The sequence below is a fragment of the Hymenobacter sp. BT730 genome (assembly GCF_030542105.1).
Lineage (GTDB): Bacteria > Bacteroidota > Bacteroidia > Cytophagales > Hymenobacteraceae > Hymenobacter.
In genome coordinates this window covers 691,381-714,532 of the sequence record NZ_JAUOFB010000001.1, presented here as the reverse complement: position 1 = coordinate 714,532, position 23,152 = coordinate 691,381, and the positions used below count along the sequence as shown (strand labels likewise).

Sequence of the window (23,152 nt, the reverse complement as noted above, 5' to 3'; positions counted from 1 at the left end):
CAACAGAACGCCCGGCCATTGCATGGCCGGGCGTTCTGACATAAAGTAAAGAGCTACAGGTGGCCGCTAGCGCGACAATGTGGAGCCTAACTTGATGAGTATCTTGCCCAAATGCGTGAGGGCGGCAGTGTAGCCATTGGAAGCCTCTTCCGCCACCTTAATGGTCTCATTGCCCAGACTGGCCAGTATTTCGGCCAGCGTATGGGTATCGGGGGTTTCCTGGCTGAGCTGTTCGCGCAGGGCCGTCATTTCCTGCGTAATTTTGGCCAAGCCGGGGCGGCCGCTGGCCCGCAACACTTCCTCCCAACGACCGATTTCCGACAGGCCATGCTTGTTTTGCAGGCTGGGAACACCATCGTTAAGCAGGGTGAGGGTATCCTCGACCAAAGCGGAGTTTTGTTCGTCGCTTACTTCCAGGGGTACCGTGGGGGTAGGCGTAGACTGGGGAGTGGGGGTGATGGAATCCATAAAATGAAACGAAAAAAGCCGAGGTAGTGCTGGCATATACTTGATTGCCACCGGAAAAGTTAAGGCACCCTGCCCGCCCTCTTTTCGTACAAGCGCCCGGGCCCCGCGCCGCTTATTGCTCTTATGTTCTACGAAGTACTTTTTTCTGATTTTCCTACCCCCGCCCAACAAGCGCAGTATGCCGCAGTGCGGGATGCCTTACAGGCCGAGGCTAGCGCCCCCCACACCTTGCTCCTGGGGCGGCTGCCCGCAGGCAATGGGCTGGTGCTGGACGCAGTGCTTATCCGCCCGCATGCCGTTGTCATTCTGCTTCTGGAGCCACGGGGCGGCCACCTCACCCTCACGGACTTTGCGGCTGCTCCCTGGCAGCTGGCGGGCAGCCCCATGCCGTTTCAGCAGGCGGCCAATCCCTATCAGGCCTTTCAGCAGCAAAAGGCAGCGTTAGCTGAGTTCCTGCGGCCCCAGCTGACGGCCGAGCAGGCAAACCTGAACTTTACCAGCGGCCTGCTACTGTTTGGCGAGCCGGTGACTTTTGCCCCGGCGGTAGAAGCCGGCATGAGTGCCGTGCCGGGCACCAGTAGCTTCCATCTGCTTGCTGACCCTGCCCGTTTTACCCGCCGCCTAAGCCAGCTGGCTACCCCTGAAATAGACCTGTCTGTTACTGATTTAAGCCACCTGGCTCAAACGCTGGGCGCAGCACCAACAGCCAGCCAGCCAACAGAGACGGAGGAGCCATTACAGAACACACCCGAGTATGAAGCGGAACCAGCGCCTGCTGCCCCCGAAAACGCCGGCGACTTTTTCCGGGAAAAAGCCGCGCAGCTCTGGCGCTGGCTGGGCGCCGATGATATTGAGGATGTAGACCGCAGCGCCTACCCAACTACAGCGGGCCAGAATCATTTGCAGGAAAAGCAAGAGCTGGAGCAGTTACGCGCTACTATGCAGGCCGAGCTGGCCCGGCAGCTACAGGCCATGGAAGCCCGCGACGCCGAGCGGGAACAAAGCATAGCCCAGCTTCGTGCCCAGCTGGCCCAGGCACCAGCCATTGCGCCGGAGGCCACTACCCTACGCCAGCAGCTGGCCGCGGAAAGCCAGGAAAAGGAAGCGCTGGAAGAAGCCATTCGGGCATCGCAGGCAGAATCGGCGGCCCGTAATCAGGCGCTGGATGCTAAAATCCGGCAGTTAGAAGAGCAGATGCAGCGCCAGTCGGCCACCACCCAGCTAAAAGGCATACTAAGGCCGGGGTTCCGACGGGTGCGGGCCTGGCGCCAGCGCCTCCCCGGGCTGGGCATGGTGGCGGCCGGAGCGGCCGCCCTGGGGCTTGTGTTTTGGGGAGTCAGCCACTTCTCTGCTGATGCCCCTCACCCCTTTCAAAAAGATGGTTTATGGGGCTATGCCGATGCCGATGGGGATTTGGTGATACCAGCGCGTTATACTTCCGTCAGTGAGTTTGATGACAATGGAAATGCCTTAGTAAAGAAGGAGGGCGCTTATGGATTTATCGATGCGGATGGGGACGAAGTGCTGCCCCCCGCCTACGATGCCTTAAAACCCTATGCTGATGGCTACGCGCGGGTCCGCATTGGTGAGCTGTATACCTTTGTGGATGAAGACGGTCAGGAATTTCCGCAGTATTTCTACAATGCCCTGGATTTCAGCGAAGGCCGGGCCGCCGTACTAAACCAGCGGGGCTGGTTTTACATCACCGGGCCCGAGGAAACTGAAACGCCGCCACCCGTTTTTCAGGAGGCCTATTCCTTTCATAAAGGGGTAGCGCGCGTAAAAATAAACGGCGAGTATACTTTCATTACCCCAAGCTACCTCAGCCACCCCGACCAGGGCACTGAGCCCTTTGGCCGCTACTCCCAGGCCAGCGACTTTATAGATGGCAAGGCCCGGGTAACGCAGGGTGGCAAAACGTTCTTTATTGATGCTGACGGTGACCCTATAGAAAACTAAGCAGCCCGCACCGTTATGCTCTTTGGCTAATCATCGTCGCGGTGCTTCCAGCCTTTCTGCTTGCCTTTCTTTTTATGGCCTTTGGCTTTGCCGCGGGGGCCATACTGCACCCAGCGCTGCCCGCTTATCTGCTTAGCTGAGACGCCGCCGGTAGAGGTACTGCGGGCCGCTGAAGTAAATGCTACCCGTCCATCGGCAGCGGTGCGCACTGTTGCCACTGCGCCCAATAGGGTGCAGCCCTGCCCTTCGGCCAGGGCAGTATGGCGGCCGTCGCGCTCTACAATAAACCCATCCCGGCTGACGGTGCGGCCATTCGGCAGGTGTACATCCTGGGACATGGGCCGCTCTACGCCATTACGCACCACGTACATGGTGCCGTCGCGGCGCACAAAACCATCATTGGCAGATTGTGCCTGGGCAAACGAAAAACGAAGGAGCAGGAAAGCAAAGAGGCAAAAACGAACTACAGGCATAGAAGGCAAAAGAAGTCGAAACCAGACCTACGCCTGCCAGCCGGCTGGCGTTGCCCGGCCTCCAAACAAATACGGGGCCAGCCCAGAGCAGGCGGGTTACCTTTCTGCACCCGCCTGATTAAGGGCAACATTTCCAACTGACTAAACTTCATTGCCATGAAATTCTCTCTGAAATCTGCCCTGGTTGCCGTTGCTTTCGCCGCGCTGGCTACTTCCTGCACCAAAACCGAAGAGCAGCAAGCTGAAAACACGGTAGATAACGCTGCCGCTAACACTGAAATGGCGGCTGATACCGCTGTTGTTGTGGCTGACGACGCCGTTGAAGGTGCTGGCCAAAACGTAGAAGCTGCCGGCGAAAAGGCTGCTACTACCACGGAGCAGGCTGCTAACGAAGCTGCTGCTGCCACTAAAGAAGAAGTTAAAAACTAACTACCTCCACCCCCAAACGGGTGATAGTACTTCGAAAAGGTCCTTTGCCACGTGCAAAGGGCCTTTTTTGTTGGCCTGACTACGCTCCGGCTAGGGCCAGCAATACTTCATAGTAAGGTTTGGACAGCGTGCGGGCTTTCAGCCAGGCATAAAAGCTGAGGGCCTGCAGGTCTTCCCGCTCCAGGGGCAAGAAGCGGGGCATCTGGGCCACTCGCTCCGCAAAGGCCGGGCGCGTGGCCACTTCAGGGTCATCAATAATTTCCCGTACCAGCGCCAGGTAGCTCAGAATATACTGGTAGGCCCCGGATTCGCCAAACCGCTCCCGTACGTTGCGCTCAATGGCCCGCAGCCGGTTCAGGGCCAGATCAGGATTACCCAGCTCCAGCTGCACCAGCATCTCACCCATACTTTTGTTCAGCGTCCATTCCACACCCATCTTTTGCTCACACCACTGGTCGGAGCGGCCAATGGCCAGCAGTACCTGGTTGGTTTTGGCGTAGCGCCCTTCGGCAAAATAGTGGAAGCCCAGCCCCAGCCGAATGGTTAATTGATCCTGTAGCCGCATGGCCGTAGTGGCTCCCCGCAGCATGCTTTCCAGCAGCCGGATGCTGTCGGCATTGCGGCGCAGAAAGGCTTGGTTGGCCGCCAACAGGGCAATATAGCGCGGGTAATACTCAGCGTGCAGGCTGCGGGGGCCGTCGGCCAGCGTTTGGCGCAGAGTTTCCAGGTATTCCATGGAGCGCTGGAAATGCCGGTTTCGGTACAGCGCGTGCGCTATCATGTATAGCAAACCCAGTTGATAGTAGCGGTGGGCGGGCGCAAACCCGTGGCGCTTTTCCATGAGGTGGTAGCACCGAATAATAAATGGCTCGAAGGAAGCGAAGTCGCGGCGGGCCAGCATGGTATTGCGGGCAATAGACAACAGCTGATAAAGCAGCGACGGACGGCGGGCAAAGGCTTCCAGCAAATCATACTCGCGCAGCACCTCGTGCGCAATAGTATCGAAGGCGGCGTTGCGGCCCAGGGCGCGGGCTTCCAGCAGGCGCTGGCGAATCAGGCTGCTGGCAATGGCGGCACGCTCTTCTTCGTCGGCGGCTTTCTTGTTCAGATTGCGGCGACGAATGATGCTGGCCAGGTCGTCGGCGTACTCGCTGTGGGCGTGCGCAATCTGCAGGTTAAACACCGAGTTCAGCAGCTCATACTGGTCGTTGGCGAGGGCCAGCTTCTCAGCTTTGCGCACCGTAGCCCAGGCCAGCCGGGGCACGCCGGTTTCAAAAAGGTACTGGGCCAGCTGTAGCAGTCCGCGCCCGGTAGCCGCTGTAGTGGGGTCCTGCTGCAGCTGGCGCAGGACCAGATAATCAGTGAAATGCCGGAGCAGACGCTTGCGCAGGGCATAATATGCCACTGCGTTGGGCTCCTCCGGATATAGGAGCGGCAGTAGCTCTTCGGTGGTGTATTCTTTTTTGTGCAGCAGCAGCTCGCCGAGCCGCACATCCATGCGGCCTTTGCTTTTGCGACCCTGCCGATGCAAGAATTGCAGGAAGTCTTTTCGCTCTTCTAAGGGTAGGGCTAGCAGCGCCGTGCGCAGATCATCCATAACAGGAAAGTATAGGCATCAAATATGCACATTTATAAAGTCTGAATAAATAAATATAAGTATCTCATTTACAAGATTATAATTCGAATATTGTTATTTAAAAAAGTCAGTAAACGACACATATTGTCTTGCGCCCTATCATTAATAAGTTCAGCTTTAACTCAGAAAAATCTTTTGAACCACACCACCTATGGGAAAGCACCTACTTTTTTTATTCTGGCTACTGCTTCTGAGCGGCATAGCGCAAGCACAGGATCTGCTGGTAAAGCAAAACGGCGAAGAAGTACAAGTGAAAGTAATGGAGATAACTCCTACCCTTATCACCTACAAGCGCTTCGATAACCCGGAAGGGCCGCTGATTTCGGTATACAAATCAGAGGTATTCATGATTCGCTATGCCAACGGCTCCAAGGAAATTATTACGCCGCAACAGCCTCAAACCCAACAACCCGCTGCCGGCCGACCGATAATGCCCACCGATGGCTCCGTGGTACCCGGCGACGCAGATCCGGCCTTTGATCCTATTCACTTAAGTGGCCCCCGCCTTGGCTTTACAATACTATCGGGCGCTGTGGTAGATAAAGCCAAGGACCAGTTTAGTCTCAACCCTTTCATCACCCAGTTTGGGTGGCAGTTTGAAACGCGCATTTTCCGCCTGCCCAACGGCACCTCCGGCCTGTTTGAATTTGTGCCCCTGATTGGGGGTCTGGAGCAGGGCAAGTTTATTCCCAGCGTGAATGGCCTGATTGGCATCCGGGGTAAGAACGGATTTGAGTTTGGCATTGGGCCCAACCTCACGCCCGTAAGTGCCAATATTGCGCTGGCCATTGGTACTTCTTTCCAGGCCTACGGAGTAAATTTCCCGGTCAACTTTGCGGTAGTACCCGGCAATGGCGGGGCCCGCTTCAGCCTGCTGTTTGGCTTTAATTCGCGGCGGCGCTAGCTCCCCAAGTTCTTATCCATCTGCCTTTCAACCCATTTTCATATGCGGTACTTTTTATTCCTTTTACTGCTGCTGCCAGCCCTGAGTCAGGCGCAGGACGTCATTCTGCGCACTTCCGGCGAGGAAGTACCGGCCAAAGTGGTGCGCATAACGCCCGACCAAGTAGTATACATGACTGGGACTGATACCCTGCAAATGCCGGCCGCCGATGTGTTTCTCATCCGGTATGCCAACGGCACCAAGGAAGTACTAACCAAACAAACCTCTACCACAACGGCACTGGCTCTCACGCCCGCGCAGGCCGAGCAGCTGGGCCGTACCGATGCCCGCCAGCTGTTTAAAGCCAAAGGCGCCTTCTGGGGTACGTTTGCGGCTACATTTGTAACTGCCAGTGCCTATGGGGTGGGCGGTATTGCTACCGGAGCGGCTATTGCGGCCACACCGCCTAGGGCCAAAAATCTGATTCCTTCCCGCCCTGAGCTACTGCAAAACCCGGATTATGTGCGCGGCTATCAGAAACAGGCCCAAAATAAAAAGCTGGGCAAAGCGGCGGCTGGCTTTGGAGTAGGCGCAGGTGCAGCCGTGGTAACAGCTACCGTAGCCGTGCTTATTCTCTTTAGCCAGTGGCATTAAAAACTCAACCACCTCTGTAAAAAGGTCGTAAAGGGAGAAAGCACCTTCGCTTTTCCACTAAATCTCCTTGAGTCATGGACGTTAATCGTAATAACATACCGGATAATACTGAGCTACGTGCCCGCGGCAACTGGAATGAAATTAAAGGCCAGGCTAAACAGAAGTGGGGCCAACTCACCGACGACGACCTGGACTACCAGGAAGGTCAGCAGGACGAATGGTTTGGGCGGATGCAGGAGAAAACCGGCGAAACCCTGAGTGATATCAAGTCCTGGTTTCAGCGCACGTTCTAATTAGTAACGCTTGTATTACCAGCGCGGGCTGCTCCTAAATTTAGGGGCAGCCCACGTTGCATTTATACCCAATCCATTTGTCAAAATCAGCTACCTTATTTCGTTGTTGGGGAAGCCGCTAGTACAAGTCAGTAATTACTTTACCTTAGCTCATCTGCGGCGGCAGTACACGTTTGGCGTACGCCCGCTTTTATTCTTATGACGGCCGACGAACAGCATAGTGCACAGCTTTGGGAGCGTTTCCGCAGCGGCGAAGCTGCCGCGCTGGCAGCTCTCTTTGAGTTGCACTACGAAGCTCTGTTCAACTATGGCCTTAAACTCACGGGCGATGAAGAGCTGGTGAAAGACAGCATCCAGAACCTGTTTCAAAAGCTGTGGCGCCGGCGTGAGGGCGTGCGGGCTATCCAGGTTGTTAAAGCATATCTCTTCAAGGCGTTACGTCACCACTTGGTTGATGAAACCAAGCAGCTGAAGCAGCAGCGCTATCTGTTCCCAGCGCCGGCTGACTCATTTGAGGTGACGTATTCCCATGAGGAGTTTTTGATTGCCGAGCAAACCGATGCGGAACAACAGGCATTACTCCTGGCGGCCATTAATCAACTCTCCAGCCGCCAGCGCGAGGCCCTGTACCTCCGTTTTTTTGATGGCTTCCCCTACGAGCGTATTGCCGAGGTGATGTCGCTCAATACACAATCCGTTCGTAACCTGGTTTTCAATGCCTTAAAAGCTATTCGCAAGGTGATGAAGGTATCGTGGGCGCTGGGCGGATAGGCAACTAAGTAGGCGAAAAGCCGGGGCACGAAAATAAAATTCACAATCCATGAGTATAAACGGCTCCGAGTGCCGTGATAGAGACAAAAGGGAGCCTAACGGTCCAGCTACCGCCCGTGTCGCTCTGTCCTCTACTCATGAATTACACCGCTTACTCTACCGAAGACTTCCTGGCCGATGAATCGTTTCAGGCATTCGTGCTGGGGCACGATGTGGCCACTACGTCTTTCTGGCAACAGTGGCTGATTGAAAACCCCGGCAAAGCGGCCGAGTTTCATGAAGCGCAGACTATCCTACGGCAGTTAGTAGGTCGGCCGCAGCCGGTATCCGAAGCACTCAAGCAAGAGGAGCTGGCAAAATTCCGGCGCTATCTGCAGCCCAAACCAGTCCTGCGCGTAAGTCGGCGCCACCGGTGGCCGGTAATATTAGCGGCCTTTTCGGTCATGCTGCTGATAGGTATAGGGTTCTGGCGCTACATGGCTCCTACTAACCTTCAGTACAATACCCTGGCTCACCAGCAGCGCCAATTGCTGCTGCCCGATGGCTCACGTGTGGTGCTGAATGGCAATTCGGAATTGAAGCTTTCCGGTGATTGGGCCCCGGGCCAGGCCCGCGAAGTCTGGCTAAAAGGCGAAGCCTATTTCATAGTCCGTCATACCGCGCCCGCCCGTTTAAAAACCGTGGCCACGGCGCCATCTAACGTGAAGTTTACTGTTCATGCCGGCCCTGTAGATGTAGCCGTGTTAGGTACCCAGTTTAATGTGCGCCACTGGGCCGGCCACACCAACGTAGTGCTGCGCACTGGCCAGATTCAGCTAAGCCGCCACCAAGCCGGCCACACTGAGCAGGTGCTTATGAAGCCCGGCGAGCTGGTGAGCACCGATGCCGCCCGGCCCCAAGCCCCCCTTACCAAGCGCGCTGTGAAAGCCGACTTTTATTCGGCCTGGACCAGCGGGCATCTTGACTTTAATGATACGCCGGTAGCCGACGTGGTAGCATTACTGCGCGATGGTTACGGCTTGCAGGTGACAGTTAATAACCCCAACCTGTTGCAGCAAAATCTGACCGGCTCGGTCCCCAATCAGGATTTGGAGGTATTGCTCAATTCGCTAGGTAAGTCACTGGATGTACAGGTGCGCCGCGAGGGGCAGCACGTCTGGCTCGACTAAGCTTTATAAGTATCTGCTTCGCTCTCACTATCCAATACCCACGCTATGGCCTTTTCTACTTTCCCGCTCAAGTTGTTGCCACTAGTACTGGTTGGTAGTCTAAGCACTACCGCGCAAGCACAGGCGCCTATGATAGCGCTGCTTAAAACACCCCAGGATCAGCCTAATCGGGCCGCGGCCAGCCGTGGCATTTCGCTGGAAAGCTTCCTGTCGGACATGAAAGCTACGCACAAGGCTTTCTTCCTGTATCGCAGTGAGCTGGTGAAGGACAAGTATGTGAACCTGGAAGGGCATACGTTTAATACCTGGCAGGATAAGCTCGTATATGTCATCACAATGAGTGGGTTACGCATTGAGAAAACGGCTCACAATGTGTACATCATCTCAGCGCCGAAAGCTTCCGGGTCCTCGCTGCAATCGATTGCAAAAGAACCAGTATTCTATACCACAAACGATATAGACGCTTCCCTGGCGTCGCTGATTGAAACGGTAAAGGGCTTGGTTCGCGGCCCCGATAACGCACCCATCCCTGGGGTAACTATTGTAGTAAAAGGCTCCACCAACGGCACCCAGACTGATAACGCCGGCAACTTCACCCTGACACTGCCCAATGCTGACGCGACCCTCGTGGTTTCGGCCATTGGCTTCGTGACCCAAGAAATTCCGTTGCAGGGCCGCACACAACTCACCATCACACTGCAAACCGACGTGAAGGCGCTGGAAGAAGTGGTGGTGCTGGGCTACACTACCCAGCAGAAAGAGAACGTAACGGTGGCCGTGTCTCAGATCAACCAGCAGGACATCAACGCCTTGCCGGTAACGGGGGTGGCTCAGATTATGCAGGGCAAGGCGGCGGGCGTGGCCGTAACGCAAGCCACGGGCGCGCCGGGCGAAGCCATTGCCGTGCGCATCCGGGGCGTAGGTACTATTAACGACAACAACCCACTCTACATCATTGATGGGGTGCCCACCAAAGACGGCATCAACCAGATTTCGCCTAACGATATCGAAAGCATCAACATCCTGAAGGATGCGGCGGCGGCGGCTATTTACGGCGCCCGCGCTTCCAACGGGGTAGTCATTATTACCACTAAAAGGGGCAAATCGGGCAAGCCGCGGCTGAGCCTGAACGCCTATACCGGACTCCAGACGCCGGCAAACCTGATTAAAATGGCCAACACGGAGCAATACGTGAAGGCCTTTAATGAAGCCGCTCAGAACGATGGGCGCGGCCAGATTTCGCCGGCTGTGGCGGCCACCCTGCCTGATGTGGACTGGCTACGGGAGGTGCTGGAGCCGGCCTGGCAGCATAACGTGCAGCTGGACGTGAGCGGCGGCGGCGAAAACTCCCAGTACATTGTATCAGGCAGCTACCTGACCCAGGACGGCTTGATCAAGAATTCGTCGTTTGACCGCTACGGGCTGCGCACGGGCATCAACAGCACCCTGTCGAAGTACTTTAAGGTAGGCACCAACGCCAACCTCTCGTACACCAAAACCCGGCAGGTGGGCTCCTCCGGCGACGGGTTTGGCGACGGGAACCCGGGCGCCAGCATTGTGCGCTATGCGCTGTTCCGCACGCCGGCTACCCCGGTGTACAATGACCAGGGACAATTTGTGGACCTGCCTAAGTTTGCGGATGGTACCAATGCTTCCGCCTTCTTCGGCGACGGTATTAACCCAGTGGCGCTGGCCGATGCCGCCGACCGCAACTTCTTCTCCTATGCGCTGCTGGGCAATGGCTACGTAGACTTTACTCCTATTGAGCGGCTGCGGGTGCGGTCAGACTACGGCATTACGTTCCGCATCACCGACTACAAGCAGTTTTTCAAAACCTACGGCATCGACCGTTCTTTCAACTCGCCGCCCCAGTTGGCGCAGTCAAACAGCAACGAGTTCAACTATAACTGGACCAACACCGCCACCTACGACCTCCCACTAGGCAAGAGCACCATTAACGTGTTGCTGGGTACGGAGGCCATTAAAAACAACGTGCGGGCAATTTCAGCCTCGCGGCGGGGCTACGTTGATCAGTCCAGCCCCTTCCAGTACCTCGACGTAGGTTCGGGCGTGCAGCAGAATGGCGGCAACGAGACCCACTCCTCGCTCTGGTCCACCTTCGGGCGCCTGGGCTACGACTATGACCAGCGGTACCTGGCCAGCTTCAACTACCGGCGCGACGCCTCCTCCCAGTTTCTGCCGGGGCAGCGGGCCGAAACCTTCTTCTCCGGCTCAGCGGGCTGGAATCTGGCACAGGAGGCCTTCATGCAGAACATAACGGCTCTGTCGCAGCTCAAGCTGCGGGCCAGCGTGGGCCAGCTCGGCAACTCGGCCATCGGCAACTACCCCTACGCCTCACTGGTAGGTAATGCGGGCTACTATCCCTTCGGCGGCGTTTCCACTCAGGGGCTGACGATTACCTCCGTAGGCAACCCCAACATTCAGTGGGAAAGAAGCACCCAGACCGATGTGGGCCTGGATGTAGGCGTGCTGCGCGGGGCCTTGCAAATGTCGATTGACTATTACATCAAGAACACTACCGGCGTGCTGCTGAATCTGCCACTGCCCAGCAGCGCCGGGGGCCGCGGCAACCCGCCCGCCAACGTGGGCGAGATTCGCAATCAGGGCCTGGAAGTAGAGCTCAGCTACCGCAACACTGTTGGCAAAGACTGGAAATACAGTCTCAACGGCAACCTGGCCACCCTGAAAAATGAGGTGATTTCGCTGGGCGAAGCCCCTTCCATTGTGGGTGCCCGCATCGATAATAACTACTACGCCACGCTCACGGCCGAAGGTCAGCCTATCGGCTCGTTTTACCTGTTGCAAACCGACGGTATTTTTCAAAATACCCAAGAGGTATTCACCAGCGCCTACCAAGGCCCGGGCATCAAGCCCGGCGACATAAAATTCAAGGACCTGAGCGGCCCCGACGGTGCTCCTGATGGAGTAATCGATGGGTTCGACCGCACCTTTGTGGGTAGCCCTATTCCGAAGCTGACGTACGGCCTGACCGGTAATCTTAGCTTCCGAAACCTGGATTTGAGCGCGTTTTTCCAGGGCGTATATGGCAACAAACTGTATAACCAGGTCAACACCGACATCGAAGGTTTTTACCGCGCCTTCAACCTGACGGAGCGCGCCGCTACCAACTACTGGACCGGCGAAGGCAGCACGAACGAGTTTCCGCGCCTGTCATGGACCGGCGCCTCCAACAACAAGCAGCCGTCAGACCGCTTCCTGGAAGATGGCTCCTACCTGCGCCTGAAAAACCTGCAGTTGGGCTACACCTTCGGGGAAAAGCTGCTCACGCCGATGCGGGTGTCGTCGGTTCGGCTTTACCTCAGCGTTCAGAACCTGCTGACTTTCACGAAATACACTGGCCTCGACCCTGAGCAGGGAACCAACAGCAACTCGCTGGGTGAGGGGGTTCGGGCCGTGGGCATCGACTGGGGCAACTACCCCTCGGCGCGCACCTTTACGCTGGGCGTCAACGCCAGTTTCTAAGAATTTCGAGCCGTTACCGTTATGAAAAATAAGCGCATAACCCTGAGCCTGCTCACGCTACTGGGCCTAAGCATGGCCGCCTGCGAGAAGTTTCTGGATCAGCCTGTACTGGGTCAGTTCGAAGCCGGTGCCTTCTTTACTTCTGATGCCAATACCATTCTGGCCGTCAATGCTGCCTACGTGCCACTGTCTTTCCGCGACGCGGCCTCTAACCCGCTGTGGGTGCTGGGCGACGTGGCCTCCGATGACGCCGTGAAAGGCAGCAACCCCGGCGACCAGGCTGATTTCGACAACATTGACCAGTTCAACATTACGCCCATCAACTCGGCCGTGGAAGCCTTGTGGAAGCGCTATTACGACGGCGTGTTCCGCTGCAACGTGGTGTTGGATGGCCTGCCCGAGTCGAACACCCGCGTAAGTGCCGGGGTGCGGCAGCAGGCTATAGGGCAGGCGCAGTTTCTGCGGGCCTACTATTACTTTCAACTTACTACCATTTACGGCCGCATACCGCTGCGCCTGAAGGTGGAAACGCCCGCTGAGCTGCAAAGCCCCGCCCGCGACCAGTCCGTTATCTACGCCCAGATAGAGGCCGACTGCCAGGCGGCGGCCAGTAATTTACCGGAAAGCTGGAGTGGCGCCGACCAGGGCCGGGCGACTAAGGGGGCTGCCCTGGCGCTGCTGGCCAAAACCTATCTGTATGAGCAGAAATGGGCCCTGGCTGCTCAAACGGCCCAACAGGTAGAGGGCATGGGCTACAAACTGCTGCCGGTATTTGCCGATAATTTCCGGGCGGCCACTAAATACAACACCGAAGCCATCTTCGCGGTGCAGCATACTTCCGGCCTGAGTCCGGCGCAGGGCAATAGCCTCAACCAGTGGTTTGCCCCGCGCCAGCAAAATGGCTACGGCTTTTTCTACCCCACGCAAAGTCTGGTCGACAACTTTGAGAAGGCGCCGGATGGTACGCCGGACCCCCGCCTTGACTATTCTATTGGACGGGAAGGACAGCTGTTTTTCGGTGAGCCCTTTGATGTGAACTGGAGCACGACGGGGTACCTCTCGAAAAAACACCTGCAGCCGCTGTCGGAAATTCCGGCCAGCACGAAGGGCGACGGCGACCTGAACTTCCAGACCATTCGCTACGCCGAGGTGCTGCTCATTGACGCCGAAGCTTCGAATGAGGCTGGCAACCCCGCCGCTGCGCTGGCAGCCCTTAACCAAGTGCGCAAGCGGGCCCGCGAGAGCTACCTGAACGATCCTGAGCTGGAGGGCACCGGTACGGTTCCCGAGGGCCTGCTACCCGACATCACCACCAACGACCAGGCCCAGCTGCGCGATATTATCCGGCAGGAGCGGCGCTCGGAAATGGCCCTGGAGTTTCAGCGCTTCTTCGACGTGGTACGCTACGGCGAGGCCTATGCCAGCCAAGCCCTAAAAACCATTCCCAACTTCAATTACACCCAGCACCGCTTCTATCCTATTCCGCAGAGCGAGCGGGACACTAATAAGCGCCTGTTTGAGTAGGCCTCCGACACCACTTTTTGCCCAATTCCCCTTTCACTTCTCCTTTTATCTCACATCTTTTTAACAATACCCACCATGAACAAATCTAAGCTTTACCTATCCCTGCTCTTTGGCTGGCTCCTGTTCGGAGCTCTGTCGCTGTCCATCACTTCCTGCTCGGATGATGATGACGACAACACGCCTACCATCACGGCCGACAAAACCAAGCTTTCGGCTTTAATTGACTCTACTACGGCGGTGCACAATGCTGCTGTGGAAGGCTCCAAGCCCGGCAACTACAGCACTGGCTCCAAGGCCACGTTCAAAACAGCTATTGACGCGGCCACTGCTACTAAAAATGATGCCTCGGCTACCCAGGCCACGGTAAATACCGCTGAAGCCTCACTGCGCCGGGCGGCCAAGACCTTCCAGAACAGTCTGGTGCAGGAAGTATCGGCGGCTAACCTGGTAGCCCAGTGGAAGTTTGAAGGCAACGCCAATGATGCTACCGCGAATGGCAATAATGGCACGCTCATGGCGGGCATCATCAACGACCCCAGTACTACGACGCCCACGAAAATGATGGGTACTACCCAACCCGTACTGGTAGCTGACCGATTTGGCCGCCCCAACCAGGCCTATGCCTTCGATAAAGGCGCTTACATTGAGGTGCCCTACAAAGCCGCCCTCAACCCGCAGGCTATTACCATCAGTGCCTGGGTAAAGCGCAATGGCACTAATGCCGACAACTACATTGTGTCCTTGAACCGCTGGCAGGGATACAAGTTCCAGCTGCAGGGAGCCAACAAACCTTTCCTGACTGTGGCTACTACTACCGGCATTACCGACAAAGACGCGGAATCGGGCGAAGTGGCCGATGCTACCTGGACGCACGTGGTATCGTCGTACGTAGACGGCACCATGAAATTCTACATCAATGGTGCGCTGGTAAAAACCTGGACGGGCATTACCGGAGCGCTGAAAGCTACGCCGAAGCCTATTCCGTTGGTAATCGGTCAGCAGTTACCTAACAGCATCTGGGACAGTGCGGCTCCGGCTGGTGAAGCCGCCGACTACTTCAAGTTCTACGGCCAGAGCTTTTTCATCGGCTCACTGGATGATATCCGCATCTATAACCGGGCGCTGACCGACGCGGAAGTAAACTCCATCTACACCATCGAAAACTCGCTGTAAGCGCGAAGCCTGTGTGAGCGAACATCATATCTCCCACTGTTTCTGCTTCGGGAATAGTGGGAGATATTTTTTATCCCCTCATGCCTCACCTCTACCCCAACCGCATGACTATTTTCGACTTCAACTGGCGCCTGGCAGCTACCGGACTGGCCCTGACGGCCCTGGTAAGCTGTAACCGCACCGATTCTGATAAGACCAGTACTCAACCCATCGTGGGCGACAGTTGGGCTTTGCTCAACTTTGCCAAGGTGGACAGCATCAACCCCATTATGGGCCCCAGTACGGTGGGCAAGTTTCAGGACCCCATTCTGAAGCAGACCATTATGTGGGAAGAGAAGGACGTGTTCAACCCCGCCGTGGTGGTGAAAGACGGCAAAGTGTACATGCTGTACCGGGCTGAGAACATGGTGCGGCTTCCGGTAGGTAAAACCTCCCGCATCGGGCTGGCCAGCAGCACCGATGGGCTGCACTTTACCCGCATGGCCGAGCCGGTGCTCTACCCGGCCTACGACGACCAGAAACGCTGGGAGTGGCCCGGCGGCACCGAGGATCCGCGCGTGGTGGAGGACGACCAAGGCACCTACTACATGACCTACACCGCCTACGATGGCGACAAGGCCCGCCTGCACATTGCCACCTCCAAAGACCTGATGAAATGGACCAAGTACGGCAACGTATTTACCCAGGCCGCCGGCGGTAAGTATGTAGACAAGTGGACCAAGTCAGGCTCCATCGTGTCGCGCTACGAGAACGACGGGCGCATTGTAGCCGCCAAAATCAACGGCAAGTACTGGATGTACTGGGGCGATGCGCAAATATGGCTGGCTACCTCAGATGACCTTATCCACTGGACGCCCATTGAAATGGCGGCCGGCGAAAAGCCTCCGGTACCCCTGCGCGCCCAGGCGGCTACCATGCCTGAGCTGAAAATTATCCTGCCTACCCGCGAAGGCAAGTTCGACAGCGACCTGGTGGAATCCGGCCCGCCGGCCATGCTCACGGATCAGGGCATCCGCCTGATTTACAACAGCCGCAACGTGCCCGCCATCGGCGACAAGAGCCTGCCCGAGGGCACGTACACCGCTGCTCAGGCCCTGTTCGATAAAAACGACCCCACGAAGCTGCTCAAGCGCCTGGACAACTACTTCATGCGTCCCGAGAAGCCTTATGAAACCACCGGCCAGGTAAACCAGGTGGTGTTCCTGGAAGGGCTGGTACGGTTCCAGAACAAGTGGCTGATGTACTATGGTACGGCCGACTCCAAAATTGCCGTAGCCACACGGCCGGTTGAGTAGGCACCTATATTTCTTCCATTAGAACGTCAGGTTTTGCTTGGCACGGCCTGGCGTTCTTTTTCCTTCCTTCTCATGCAATCCGTTGCTAATTCGGCCATTGGCGCCCATAAGTCGGTACCTTTCACCGAGAAAAAGTACATCCCGACGCTGATTTTCGTCTCATCGTTGTTCATGCTCTGGGCCATTGCCATTACTATGGGTGATGTACTGAACAAGCACTTTCAAAACGTGCTTAATGTGAGCAAGGCGCAGTCGGGGCTGGTGCAGTTCTCCATCTTCGGGGCATACGCCGTGATGGGCATTCCGGCGGGCCTGTTCATGAAGCGCTTCGGCTACAAAAACGGCGTATTACTGGGGCTGGGACTTTATGCTTTGGGCGCCTTCCTGTTTGTGCCGGCAGCCAACGCAGCTTCGTTCGGCTTCTTCCGGGGGGCTCTGTTCGTGCTGGCCTGCGGGCTGGCCACGCTGGAGGCGGTGGCGCATCCATTCATGGCCGCCCTCGGCGACCAGCGCACCAGCGACCAGCGCCTGAACTTTGCCCAGTCGTTTAATGGCCTGGGGGCCGTGGTGGGGCCGCTACTAGGCAGCTACTTCATCCTCAGCGGCCCGCACACAGATGGCGACTTATCATCCGTAAAGATGCTGTATGTAGGCATCGGCAGCGCCATTTTGGCCATTGCGGTGGCCTTTTCGTTTATCAAAGTGCCTGCGCTGCAGGATGCCCACGCTGCGCCCGTAGCCCCGGCTGAAACGGAGGCCGGTTACTACAGTGGCACAGCGAAGGAAGTACCGGCGGCCAGAACCCTGTTTCAGCACCCGCACTTTCGGTGGGCCTGGCTGGCGCAGTTTCTCAACGTAGCGGCGCAGGGCGGCACCTGGGCCTTCTTCATCAACTACGGGGTAGAGAAAATGCACCTGACTGATGCGGCCGCGGCCGGCTACTTTTCCCTGTTCATGGTGCTAATGATGCTGGGCCGATTTGTGGGCACCTTCCTGATGCGCTACATAGCCCCTAATAAGCTGCTTATGGCCTTTGCGTTAGCTAACGTGCTGATGTGCCTGGTGGTGGCTCAGAGCTGGGGCTGGGTGTCGTTCGGGGCACTGCTGCTGATTAACTTCTTCTTCAGCATCATGTTTCCCACCATTTTCAGCCTGGGCATTAAAGACCTGGGCCGGCACACGCCGCAGGCTTCGTCTATCATGGTAATGGCCGTGGCGGGCGGAGCCGTGTTTCCCTACCTCATGGGCAAAGTAGCTAACCACGATATAGCGGCGGCATACTATCTGCCCATTGTGTGCTACGCATTTATTGCGCTGTTTGGGGCGCGGCTCTACCGGTTGCGGTAGTCTGTTCTCTGCACGGTTCTTGGGAGCATGTTTCCCGGCCTGTTTAAGGCATGTAAAAGCGCCCCGCTAACCGGCATTGGTATAGCGGGGCGCTTTTGTTTCGGTAATCATTTGGGTGAGGTTCAGCGTAAGCAGGACTATTCTCTCCTTTCCCTATTTTCTTATGTCACTCGCAAATACAATTTCATCGGCTGTCCCTGGTTCGCCTTCGGCAGGCATCCGGGCGCTGGCCCGCTTTGGCTTTGCAGCCAAAGGAATAGTTTACATTCTAATGGGTCTTTTGGCCCTCCTCGCGGCTACCGGGCAGCAGGGCGGAAAAACGGCGGATAAAGAACAGGCCGTACAAACTTTGCAAGCCTTACCTGGAGGCCAGGTGCTGTTGGGCCTCATTGCCTTTGGGCTGTTGGGCTACATCATCTGGCGCTTTACCCAAGCCGTGCGCGATACCGAAAACAAAGGCTCCGACCCTAAAGGCCTTGGCCGGCGGCTGGGCTATGCCAGCAGTGGTCTGGTATATACCGGCGTAGCCTGGTTTGCGGCCCAGCTGGCCCTAAACGGCTCTGCCGATAAAGGCGGCAACACCCAACAGGGCCTGGTAGCCAAAGTTCTGAACTGGCCCGCAGGCGATTGGCTGATTATAATAATGGGGCTTATCATCATCGGTACCGGTCTCTACCAAGTGTACCGGGCCTATTCGGGGTCCTTCAGCAAGCACGTAAATGATAGTGGCCTACCGTCCAATCAGCAGCAGATTGTGTATCGTACCGGACAATTGGGCTACACGGCCCGGGGTATTGTGCTGGGCATTATAGGGTACTTCTTTATTCAGGCTGGCCGGCAGCACCGGGCATCGGCTGTGGGCACTACCGATGAAGCCTTTGATTTCCTGGCTGCCATGGGCCCTATGGCCCTGGCCGTAGTGGCGTTGGGATTGATGGCCTATGGCATTTACATGCTGGTGCGGGCGAAGTACCCCATACTGAACGGCATCTAATTTTTGAGCAGCACCTTTGCCTGACCGTATAATTACTCCAAAGCCTCCCGGCGGAATCTGATTCCACCGGGAGGCTTTTATACTAAGGGCAGCTTTTGTCTACTTTCCAAGCCTGAGCTTAATCCGCCACATAGTCGGATAAGTACTGATACCGCTCCGTGAGCTGGCCACCTGTGGCAATAGTAGCCCGCTCGATAATGCCATCGGGCGTGTCGCTAAGAAGGTGTGGAAATACATTGTCGATAAGCTGTCGGCCGAAGTCGCGGGAGGCGTTACGGGGCAGCTCGCAGGGCAGGTTGTCCACGGCCATTTCCGTGATATTGCCAGGGCGGGAATATGGGGGCTCCAGCTCGCCGGTAGCGGGGTTATAGTCGAAAGCCGGATCCTGAATGGTGGTGCTGCGCTTGGTGGTAGGCACGGAGCCATTCACGTCGCAGGTCACATCGGCAATGGTATTGATGCGGAAATCGGGGCGGCGCGTGTCTTCCTCCGTGAAGAGCTTGGGGGCGGCGGGGTGCCAGTAGGCACAGGCAATCAGCAGGTCCGTTACGGGCAGGTAGTTGCTGAAAGTAGACTCATACTGCTCCGGATGCTTGTGAAAATCCGGGGTATCCCACACCCGGCCGTCGCGACGACGGTTGTAGTCGGAGCTGCGCAGCTGCGTATACACCGGCTCGTGGAAATCATGGTACAGGTAGTCGTACACACTTACCCGGCGGATGCCCATCCGGTCCAGCACCTCCACGGCCCCCTGCGCCACGCGGCCGGTACCCGTTACCACCATTTTAATGGGCGGCAGCTGCTTCACCTTGAAGAACTCCTCCTGCATATCCTCCATATCCACGCACTTGTAGGCCGGCTTCAGCTCATACAGCCCGTGCTTGCGGCCATACGTCAGCAGCCCGTTATAAGCGCCCACAATGCCGGCCCAGCGGCCAAACGCTACAATTCGCTCTTCCTTTTCATTGGTCAGCAGCTCGTAGTCTATCAGCGTGATATTCTTCTGCAGTACCTGCCGGAGCAGTTCCCGGTTGGCGGGCTGCTTTTTCACGGTATGCGAGAAGAACAGGTAGGTTTTGTTGGGAATCAGCTGCGCGATGGGCACTTCCTTCACTCCCATCAGAATATCACAGTCGGCAACATCACGGCGCACTTCCAGGCCTACGTCGCGGTATTCCTGGTCGGAGAAGCAGCGCACCGCGCTTTCCTGCACCACAATCCTCAGCCCCGGATAGAGGGAAGCCGCTTCCATGCATTTTTTAGGCGTGAGGGGCACACGCTTGTCGGGTGGGGTTTTGCCTTCGCAAATCAGGCCAATAGTAATGGGACGCATGCAGGGGGATGGGTGGGTGGCAATCTGGCCCCAAATCTGGTTAAATTATTTGGGCTGACCGCAGCAATACACAGGCCTACCTTTGCAAAATGCCATAACCGCTGCCTGGAAGCGCTGCAGGAAGATTTCCCGGAACAACCCTAAACTTTTGATGGTTTGAGGGTTTAAGCATGACGCCTTTTCGCGCTACCTTTGTCAGGGCTCTTTCCGGAGCCTTGCTGTTGCCACCCTCACCCATCCTTTTATGTTGCTGAAAACCAAGCCCGCCGATGTGTTCGTGGACCGCCACAATGGGCCCGACGAAGCTGCCGTGGCCGAGATGCTGCGCACCATTGGTGTGGAGTCGATTGACCAGCTCATCGACGAAACCGTGCCGGCTGCTATTCGCCTGAAAAAGCCGCTGAACCTGCCCGCTGCCCTCACGGAGCGGGCTTTTTTGGCGAAGTTCAAGCAGATAGCCGGTAAAAACCGCTTATTCAAAAACTATATCGGCCTGGGCTACCACGACACCCAGCTGCCGGCCGTTATCCAGCGGAATATCCTCGAAAACCCAGGCTGGTATACCGCCTATACGCCCTACCAGGCTGAAATTGCCCAGGGCCGCCTCGAAGCCTTGATCAACTACCAGACCATGGTAATTGACCTCACGGGCCTCGAAATTGCCAATGCCAGCCTGCTCGACGAAGGCACTGCCGCTGCCGAGACGCTGCACATGTTTCATTCCCTCTCCAAGAAGAAAAATGCTACCCGCTACTTCATTTCGGAGCAGGTACTGCCCCAGACCATTGACGTAGTGCGCACCCGCGCTACGCCACTGGGCATTGAGGTAGTAGTAGGCGACCACCGGAGCTTCGACCTGACGGATGAAACGCTCTTCGGAGCGCTGCTTCAGTACCCCGCCGCCGATGGCGCGGTATACGACTACACCGATTTCATCTCGAAAGCCCACGACAACGGCCTGTTCGTAACTGTAGCTGCCGACCTGATGGCCCTCACGCTGCTCACGCCTCCCGGCGAGATGGGTGCCGATGCCGTGGTAGGTAACTCGCAACGTTTCGGCGTGCCCATGGGATACGGCGGACCACACGCGGGCTTCCTGGCTACCAAAGATGCCTTCAAGCGTGTAATTCCCGGCCGTATCATCGGCCAGAGCATTGATGCCGCCGGCAACAAGGCCTACCGCATGGCCCTGCAAACCCGCGAGCAGCACATCCGCCGCGAAAAAGCTACCTCCAACATCTGCACCGCGCAGGTGCTGCTGTCGGTGCTGGCCGGCATGTATGCCGTGTACCATGGCCCGCAGCGCCTCAAGCAGTTTGCTTCCAACATTCATGCCCTCACGCAGACCCTGGCCGGTGCGCTGTTAGACCTTGGTTTGAATCAGCGGAATGAGTTCTACTTCGATACCCTTGACATCAAGTTGGAAAGCGTAGAGCTGCAAAATGCCATTAAGCAGGAAGCCGAGGCCGCTGGTATCAACTTCCGCTATTTCGAGGAGCATGGTTCGCCCCGCGTGGGCATTTCGCTGCACCAGAACACCGAAATTGAAGACGTGCGCGACATCGTGACTGTGTTCAGCAAAGTACTGGGCAAAGAAGCCAAGCAGGTAGAGCTGCCTGCAGAGGTATCCGTGAACTGGACTGACAGCCTGATCCGTACCAGCGAGTACCTTACGCACCCCATCTTCAACTCGCACCATTCGGAACACGAAATGCTGCGCTACATGAAGCAGCTGGAAAACAAGGACCTGAGCCTGGCGCACTCCATGATTTCCCTGGGCTCGTGCACTATGAAGCTGAACGCCACCGCCGAGATGATTCCGGTGACCTGGCCGGAGATTGGTGGTCTGCACCCCTTCGCTCCGCGTGAGCAGGCGCAGGGCTACGCCGAAATCTTTAAGGACCTGGAAGCCTGGCTGTGCGAGGTAACCGGCTTTGCTGCCGTATCCCTGCAGCCCAACTCCGGTGCCCAGGGGGAATACGCCGGCCTGCTGGCCATTAAAGGCTACCACGATGCCCGCGGCGACCAGCACCGCAACGTGGCTCTGATTCCAGCCTCGGCGCACGGTACCAACCCCGCTTCGGCCGTTATGGCGGGTATGCAGGTAGTCGTAGTGAAAAGCACCGAAGATGGCAACATCGACGTGGCCGACCTGAAAGCCAAAGCCGAGCAGTACGCTGACAAGCTGAGCTGCCTGATGGTAACCTACCCCAGCACGCACGGCGTGTATGAGGAAACCATCATCGACATCTGCCAGACCATTCATAACCACGGTGGCCGCGTGTACATGGACGGCGCCAACATGAATGCCCAGGTGGGCCTCACCTCGCCCGCTACCATTGGTGCCGACGTGTGCCACCTGAATCTGCACAAAACCTTCTGCATCCCCCACGGTGGCGGCGGACCCGGCGTAGGCCCTATTGGCGTAGTAGCCGACCTGGCACCTTACCTGCCCGGCCACGTACTGGTGGATGCGGACGGCCGCACTTACGGCGCGGTTACCTCGGCGCCATGGGGCTCGGCCAGCATTCTGCCCATCTCCTACGCCTACATCAACATGATGGGCGGCGAGGGACTGACGCAGGCCACGCGCACGGCTATCCTCAATGCCAACTACATTAAGGCCCGCCTGGAAGAGCACTACCCTGTGCTGTATACCGGAAGCAACGGCCGCTGCGCCCACGAAATGATTCTCGACTGCCGCCAGTTCAAAAAGGCGGGTATTGAGGTGGAGGACATTGCCAAGCGCCTGATGGACTATGGCTTCCATGCGCCTACCGTATCGTTCCCGGTGGCGGGCACGCTGATGGTAGAGCCCACGGAATCGGAAAGCAAGGAGGAACTGGACCGCTTCATTGAGGCCATGATTGGCATCCGCCAGGAAATTGCGGAAGTAGAAGCCGGCCGCGCCGATGCCAAGGACAACATGCTGAAGCACGCGCCCCATACGGCTGCCGCTGTGCTCACGCACGAGTGGACGCGGCCTTATTCTCGGGAGCAGGCGGTGTACCCCACGGAGTATGCCCGCGCTTTCAAGTTCTGGCCTTCAGTAGCTCGCATCGACTCGGCTTTCGGTGACCGGAACCTCATCTGCGCCTGCACTCCCATCGAGCAGTACGTGGATGCCGAAGAACATCTGGTGCCGACGGATAAAGGCCCTTCTTACTAACCGGTATCCGCAATAAAAAAGTGGCCCCGTAACCAAGGTTACGGGGCCACTTTTTTATTGGCGAAAACTATAAATCTC

Annotated in this window: 18 protein-coding genes; 14 read left to right on the top strand and 4 right to left on the bottom strand. The window is 57.0% G+C overall.

Annotated elements, in window-relative coordinates:
- Positions 1–66: 66 nt before the first annotated feature.
- On the bottom strand, positions 67–468 hold the full coding sequence (locus tag Q4G72_RS03060) for a hypothetical protein (RefSeq protein ID WP_303309964.1): 402 nt from the start codon (positions 466–468) through the stop codon (positions 67–69).
- 123 nt (positions 469–591) lie between these two features.
- On the opposite strand from Q4G72_RS03060, the gene Q4G72_RS03055 reads away from it, so the two are divergent.
- Positions 592–2,427 (top strand): WG repeat-containing protein, encoded by a 1,836-nt coding sequence (locus Q4G72_RS03055; RefSeq protein WP_303309963.1) that lies wholly within the window; start codon positions 592–594, stop codon positions 2,425–2,427.
- A gap of 26 nt (positions 2,428–2,453) precedes the next feature.
- On the opposite strand, the gene Q4G72_RS03050 is transcribed toward Q4G72_RS03055, so the two are convergent.
- Complete coding sequence (locus Q4G72_RS03050) at positions 2,454–2,900, bottom strand: DUF6799 domain-containing protein (protein WP_303309962.1); 447 nt, start codon at positions 2,898–2,900, stop codon at positions 2,454–2,456.
- Between the two features lie 156 nt (positions 2,901–3,056).
- Between Q4G72_RS03050 and Q4G72_RS03045 the strand changes: the two genes are divergently transcribed.
- Positions 3,057–3,329: a hypothetical protein gene (locus Q4G72_RS03045; protein WP_303309961.1), complete on the top strand. Its 273-nt coding sequence runs from the start codon at positions 3,057–3,059 to the stop codon at positions 3,327–3,329.
- A gap of 79 nt (positions 3,330–3,408) precedes the next feature.
- Here the strand turns inward: Q4G72_RS03045 and Q4G72_RS03040 are convergent, their stop codons facing one another.
- Positions 3,409–4,926, bottom strand: a complete 1,518-nt coding sequence (locus Q4G72_RS03040; protein ID WP_303309960.1) for a hypothetical protein — start codon at positions 4,924–4,926, stop codon at positions 3,409–3,411.
- A 190-nt stretch (positions 4,927–5,116) separates the two neighbouring features.
- Between Q4G72_RS03040 and Q4G72_RS03035 the strand changes: the two genes are divergently transcribed.
- The 11 genes from Q4G72_RS03035 to Q4G72_RS02985 all read left to right on the top strand — a co-directional run bounded on the left by Q4G72_RS03035 (position 5,117) and on the right by Q4G72_RS02985 (position 18,572).
- Positions 5,117–5,869 carry a hypothetical protein gene (locus Q4G72_RS03035; RefSeq protein ID WP_303309959.1) on the top strand — a complete coding sequence of 251 codons (753 nt, stop codon included), beginning with the start codon at positions 5,117–5,119 and terminating at the stop codon, positions 5,867–5,869.
- Positions 5,870–5,911: 42 nt separating this feature from the next.
- On the top strand, positions 5,912–6,502 hold the full coding sequence (locus tag Q4G72_RS03030) for a hypothetical protein (protein ID WP_303309958.1): 591 nt from the start codon (positions 5,912–5,914) through the stop codon (positions 6,500–6,502).
- 74 nt (positions 6,503–6,576) lie between these two features.
- Positions 6,577–6,795: a CsbD family protein gene (locus Q4G72_RS03025; RefSeq protein WP_303309957.1), complete on the top strand. Its 219-nt coding sequence runs from the start codon at positions 6,577–6,579 to the stop codon at positions 6,793–6,795.
- Between the two features lie 198 nt (positions 6,796–6,993).
- Positions 6,994–7,566 carry an RNA polymerase sigma factor gene (locus tag Q4G72_RS03020; protein ID WP_303309956.1) on the top strand — a complete coding sequence of 191 codons (573 nt, stop codon included), beginning with the start codon at positions 6,994–6,996 and terminating at the stop codon, positions 7,564–7,566.
- Positions 7,567–7,703: 137 nt separating this feature from the next.
- Positions 7,704–8,735: a FecR family protein gene (locus Q4G72_RS03015; protein WP_303309955.1), complete on the top strand. Its 1,032-nt coding sequence runs from the start codon at positions 7,704–7,706 to the stop codon at positions 8,733–8,735.
- 45 nt (positions 8,736–8,780) lie between these two features.
- Positions 8,781–12,239, top strand: a complete 3,459-nt coding sequence (locus Q4G72_RS03010) for a SusC/RagA family TonB-linked outer membrane protein (RefSeq protein WP_303309954.1) — start codon at positions 8,781–8,783, stop codon at positions 12,237–12,239.
- A 21-nt stretch (positions 12,240–12,260) separates the two neighbouring features.
- Positions 12,261–13,763, top strand: coding sequence for a RagB/SusD family nutrient uptake outer membrane protein (locus Q4G72_RS03005; RefSeq protein ID WP_303309953.1), 1,503 nt, complete (start codon positions 12,261–12,263; stop codon positions 13,761–13,763).
- A 75-nt stretch (positions 13,764–13,838) separates the two neighbouring features.
- Complete coding sequence (locus Q4G72_RS03000) at positions 13,839–14,936, top strand: LamG-like jellyroll fold domain-containing protein (protein ID WP_303309952.1); 1,098 nt, start codon at positions 13,839–13,841, stop codon at positions 14,934–14,936.
- Between the two features lie 80 nt (positions 14,937–15,016).
- A complete protein-coding gene (locus tag Q4G72_RS02995; RefSeq protein WP_303309951.1) occupies positions 15,017–16,231 on the top strand; it encodes a glycoside hydrolase family 130 protein in 1,215 nt (404 codons plus the stop codon).
- 72 nt (positions 16,232–16,303) lie between these two features.
- Complete coding sequence (fucP, locus tag Q4G72_RS02990; protein ID WP_303309950.1) at positions 16,304–17,578, top strand: L-fucose:H+ symporter permease; 1,275 nt, start codon at positions 16,304–16,306, stop codon at positions 17,576–17,578.
- Between the two features lie 163 nt (positions 17,579–17,741).
- The gene (locus tag Q4G72_RS02985; RefSeq protein ID WP_303309949.1) at positions 17,742–18,572 is read left to right on the top strand and encodes a DUF1206 domain-containing protein; all 831 of its coding nucleotides are present in this window, start codon (positions 17,742–17,744) and stop codon (positions 18,570–18,572) included.
- A 118-nt stretch (positions 18,573–18,690) separates the two neighbouring features.
- Here the strand turns inward: Q4G72_RS02985 and Q4G72_RS02980 are convergent, their stop codons facing one another.
- Positions 18,691–19,905, bottom strand: a complete 1,215-nt coding sequence (locus Q4G72_RS02980; RefSeq protein WP_303309948.1) for an NAD(P)-dependent oxidoreductase — start codon at positions 19,903–19,905, stop codon at positions 18,691–18,693.
- Between the two features lie 244 nt (positions 19,906–20,149).
- Here Q4G72_RS02980 and gcvP point away from each other — a divergent pair, with 244 nt between their 5' ends.
- A complete protein-coding gene (gene gcvP / locus Q4G72_RS02975) occupies positions 20,150–23,074 on the top strand; it encodes an aminomethyl-transferring glycine dehydrogenase (RefSeq protein ID WP_303309947.1) in 2,925 nt (974 codons plus the stop codon).
- Positions 23,075–23,152 lie beyond the last annotated feature (78 nt).

What these genes read in the sequence shown, in the direction of transcription:
- Q4G72_RS03055 (WP_303309963.1), top strand. Translation starts at nt 592, where the DNA reads ATGTTCTACGAAGTACTTTTTTCTGATTTTCCTACCCCCGCCCAACAA.
- Q4G72_RS02995 (WP_303309951.1), top strand. Translation starts at nt 15,017, where the DNA reads ATGCCTCACCTCTACCCCAACCGCATGACTATTTTCGACTTCAACTGG.
- Q4G72_RS03005 (WP_303309953.1), top strand. Translation starts at nt 12,261, where the DNA reads ATGAAAAATAAGCGCATAACCCTGAGCCTGCTCACGCTACTGGGCCTA.
- Q4G72_RS03035 (WP_303309959.1), top strand. Translation starts at nt 5,117, where the DNA reads ATGGGAAAGCACCTACTTTTTTTATTCTGGCTACTGCTTCTGAGCGGC.
- Q4G72_RS03015 (WP_303309955.1), top strand. Translation starts at nt 7,704, where the DNA reads ATGAATTACACCGCTTACTCTACCGAAGACTTCCTGGCCGATGAATCG.
- Q4G72_RS03040 (WP_303309960.1), bottom strand. Translation starts at nt 4,926, where the DNA reads ATGGATGATCTGCGCACGGCGCTGCTAGCCCTACCCTTAGAAGAGCGA.
- Q4G72_RS03030 (WP_303309958.1), top strand. Translation starts at nt 5,912, where the DNA reads ATGCGGTACTTTTTATTCCTTTTACTGCTGCTGCCAGCCCTGAGTCAG.
- Q4G72_RS03050 (WP_303309962.1), bottom strand. Translation starts at nt 2,900, where the DNA reads ATGCCTGTAGTTCGTTTTTGCCTCTTTGCTTTCCTGCTCCTTCGTTTT.
- Q4G72_RS03020 (WP_303309956.1), top strand. Translation starts at nt 6,994, where the DNA reads ATGACGGCCGACGAACAGCATAGTGCACAGCTTTGGGAGCGTTTCCGC.
- Q4G72_RS03045 (WP_303309961.1), top strand. Translation starts at nt 3,057, where the DNA reads ATGAAATTCTCTCTGAAATCTGCCCTGGTTGCCGTTGCTTTCGCCGCG.
- Q4G72_RS03060 (WP_303309964.1), bottom strand. Translation starts at nt 468, where the DNA reads ATGGATTCCATCACCCCCACTCCCCAGTCTACGCCTACCCCCACGGTA.
- Q4G72_RS03000 (WP_303309952.1), top strand. Translation starts at nt 13,839, where the DNA reads ATGAACAAATCTAAGCTTTACCTATCCCTGCTCTTTGGCTGGCTCCTG.
- fucP (WP_303309950.1), top strand. Translation starts at nt 16,304, where the DNA reads ATGCAATCCGTTGCTAATTCGGCCATTGGCGCCCATAAGTCGGTACCT.
- Q4G72_RS02980 (WP_303309948.1), bottom strand. Translation starts at nt 19,905, where the DNA reads ATGCGTCCCATTACTATTGGCCTGATTTGCGAAGGCAAAACCCCACCC.
- gcvP (WP_303309947.1), top strand. Translation starts at nt 20,150, where the DNA reads ATGTTGCTGAAAACCAAGCCCGCCGATGTGTTCGTGGACCGCCACAAT.
- Q4G72_RS03010 (WP_303309954.1), top strand. Translation starts at nt 8,781, where the DNA reads ATGGCCTTTTCTACTTTCCCGCTCAAGTTGTTGCCACTAGTACTGGTT.
- Q4G72_RS02985 (WP_303309949.1), top strand. Translation starts at nt 17,742, where the DNA reads ATGTCACTCGCAAATACAATTTCATCGGCTGTCCCTGGTTCGCCTTCG.
- Q4G72_RS03025 (WP_303309957.1), top strand. Translation starts at nt 6,577, where the DNA reads ATGGACGTTAATCGTAATAACATACCGGATAATACTGAGCTACGTGCC.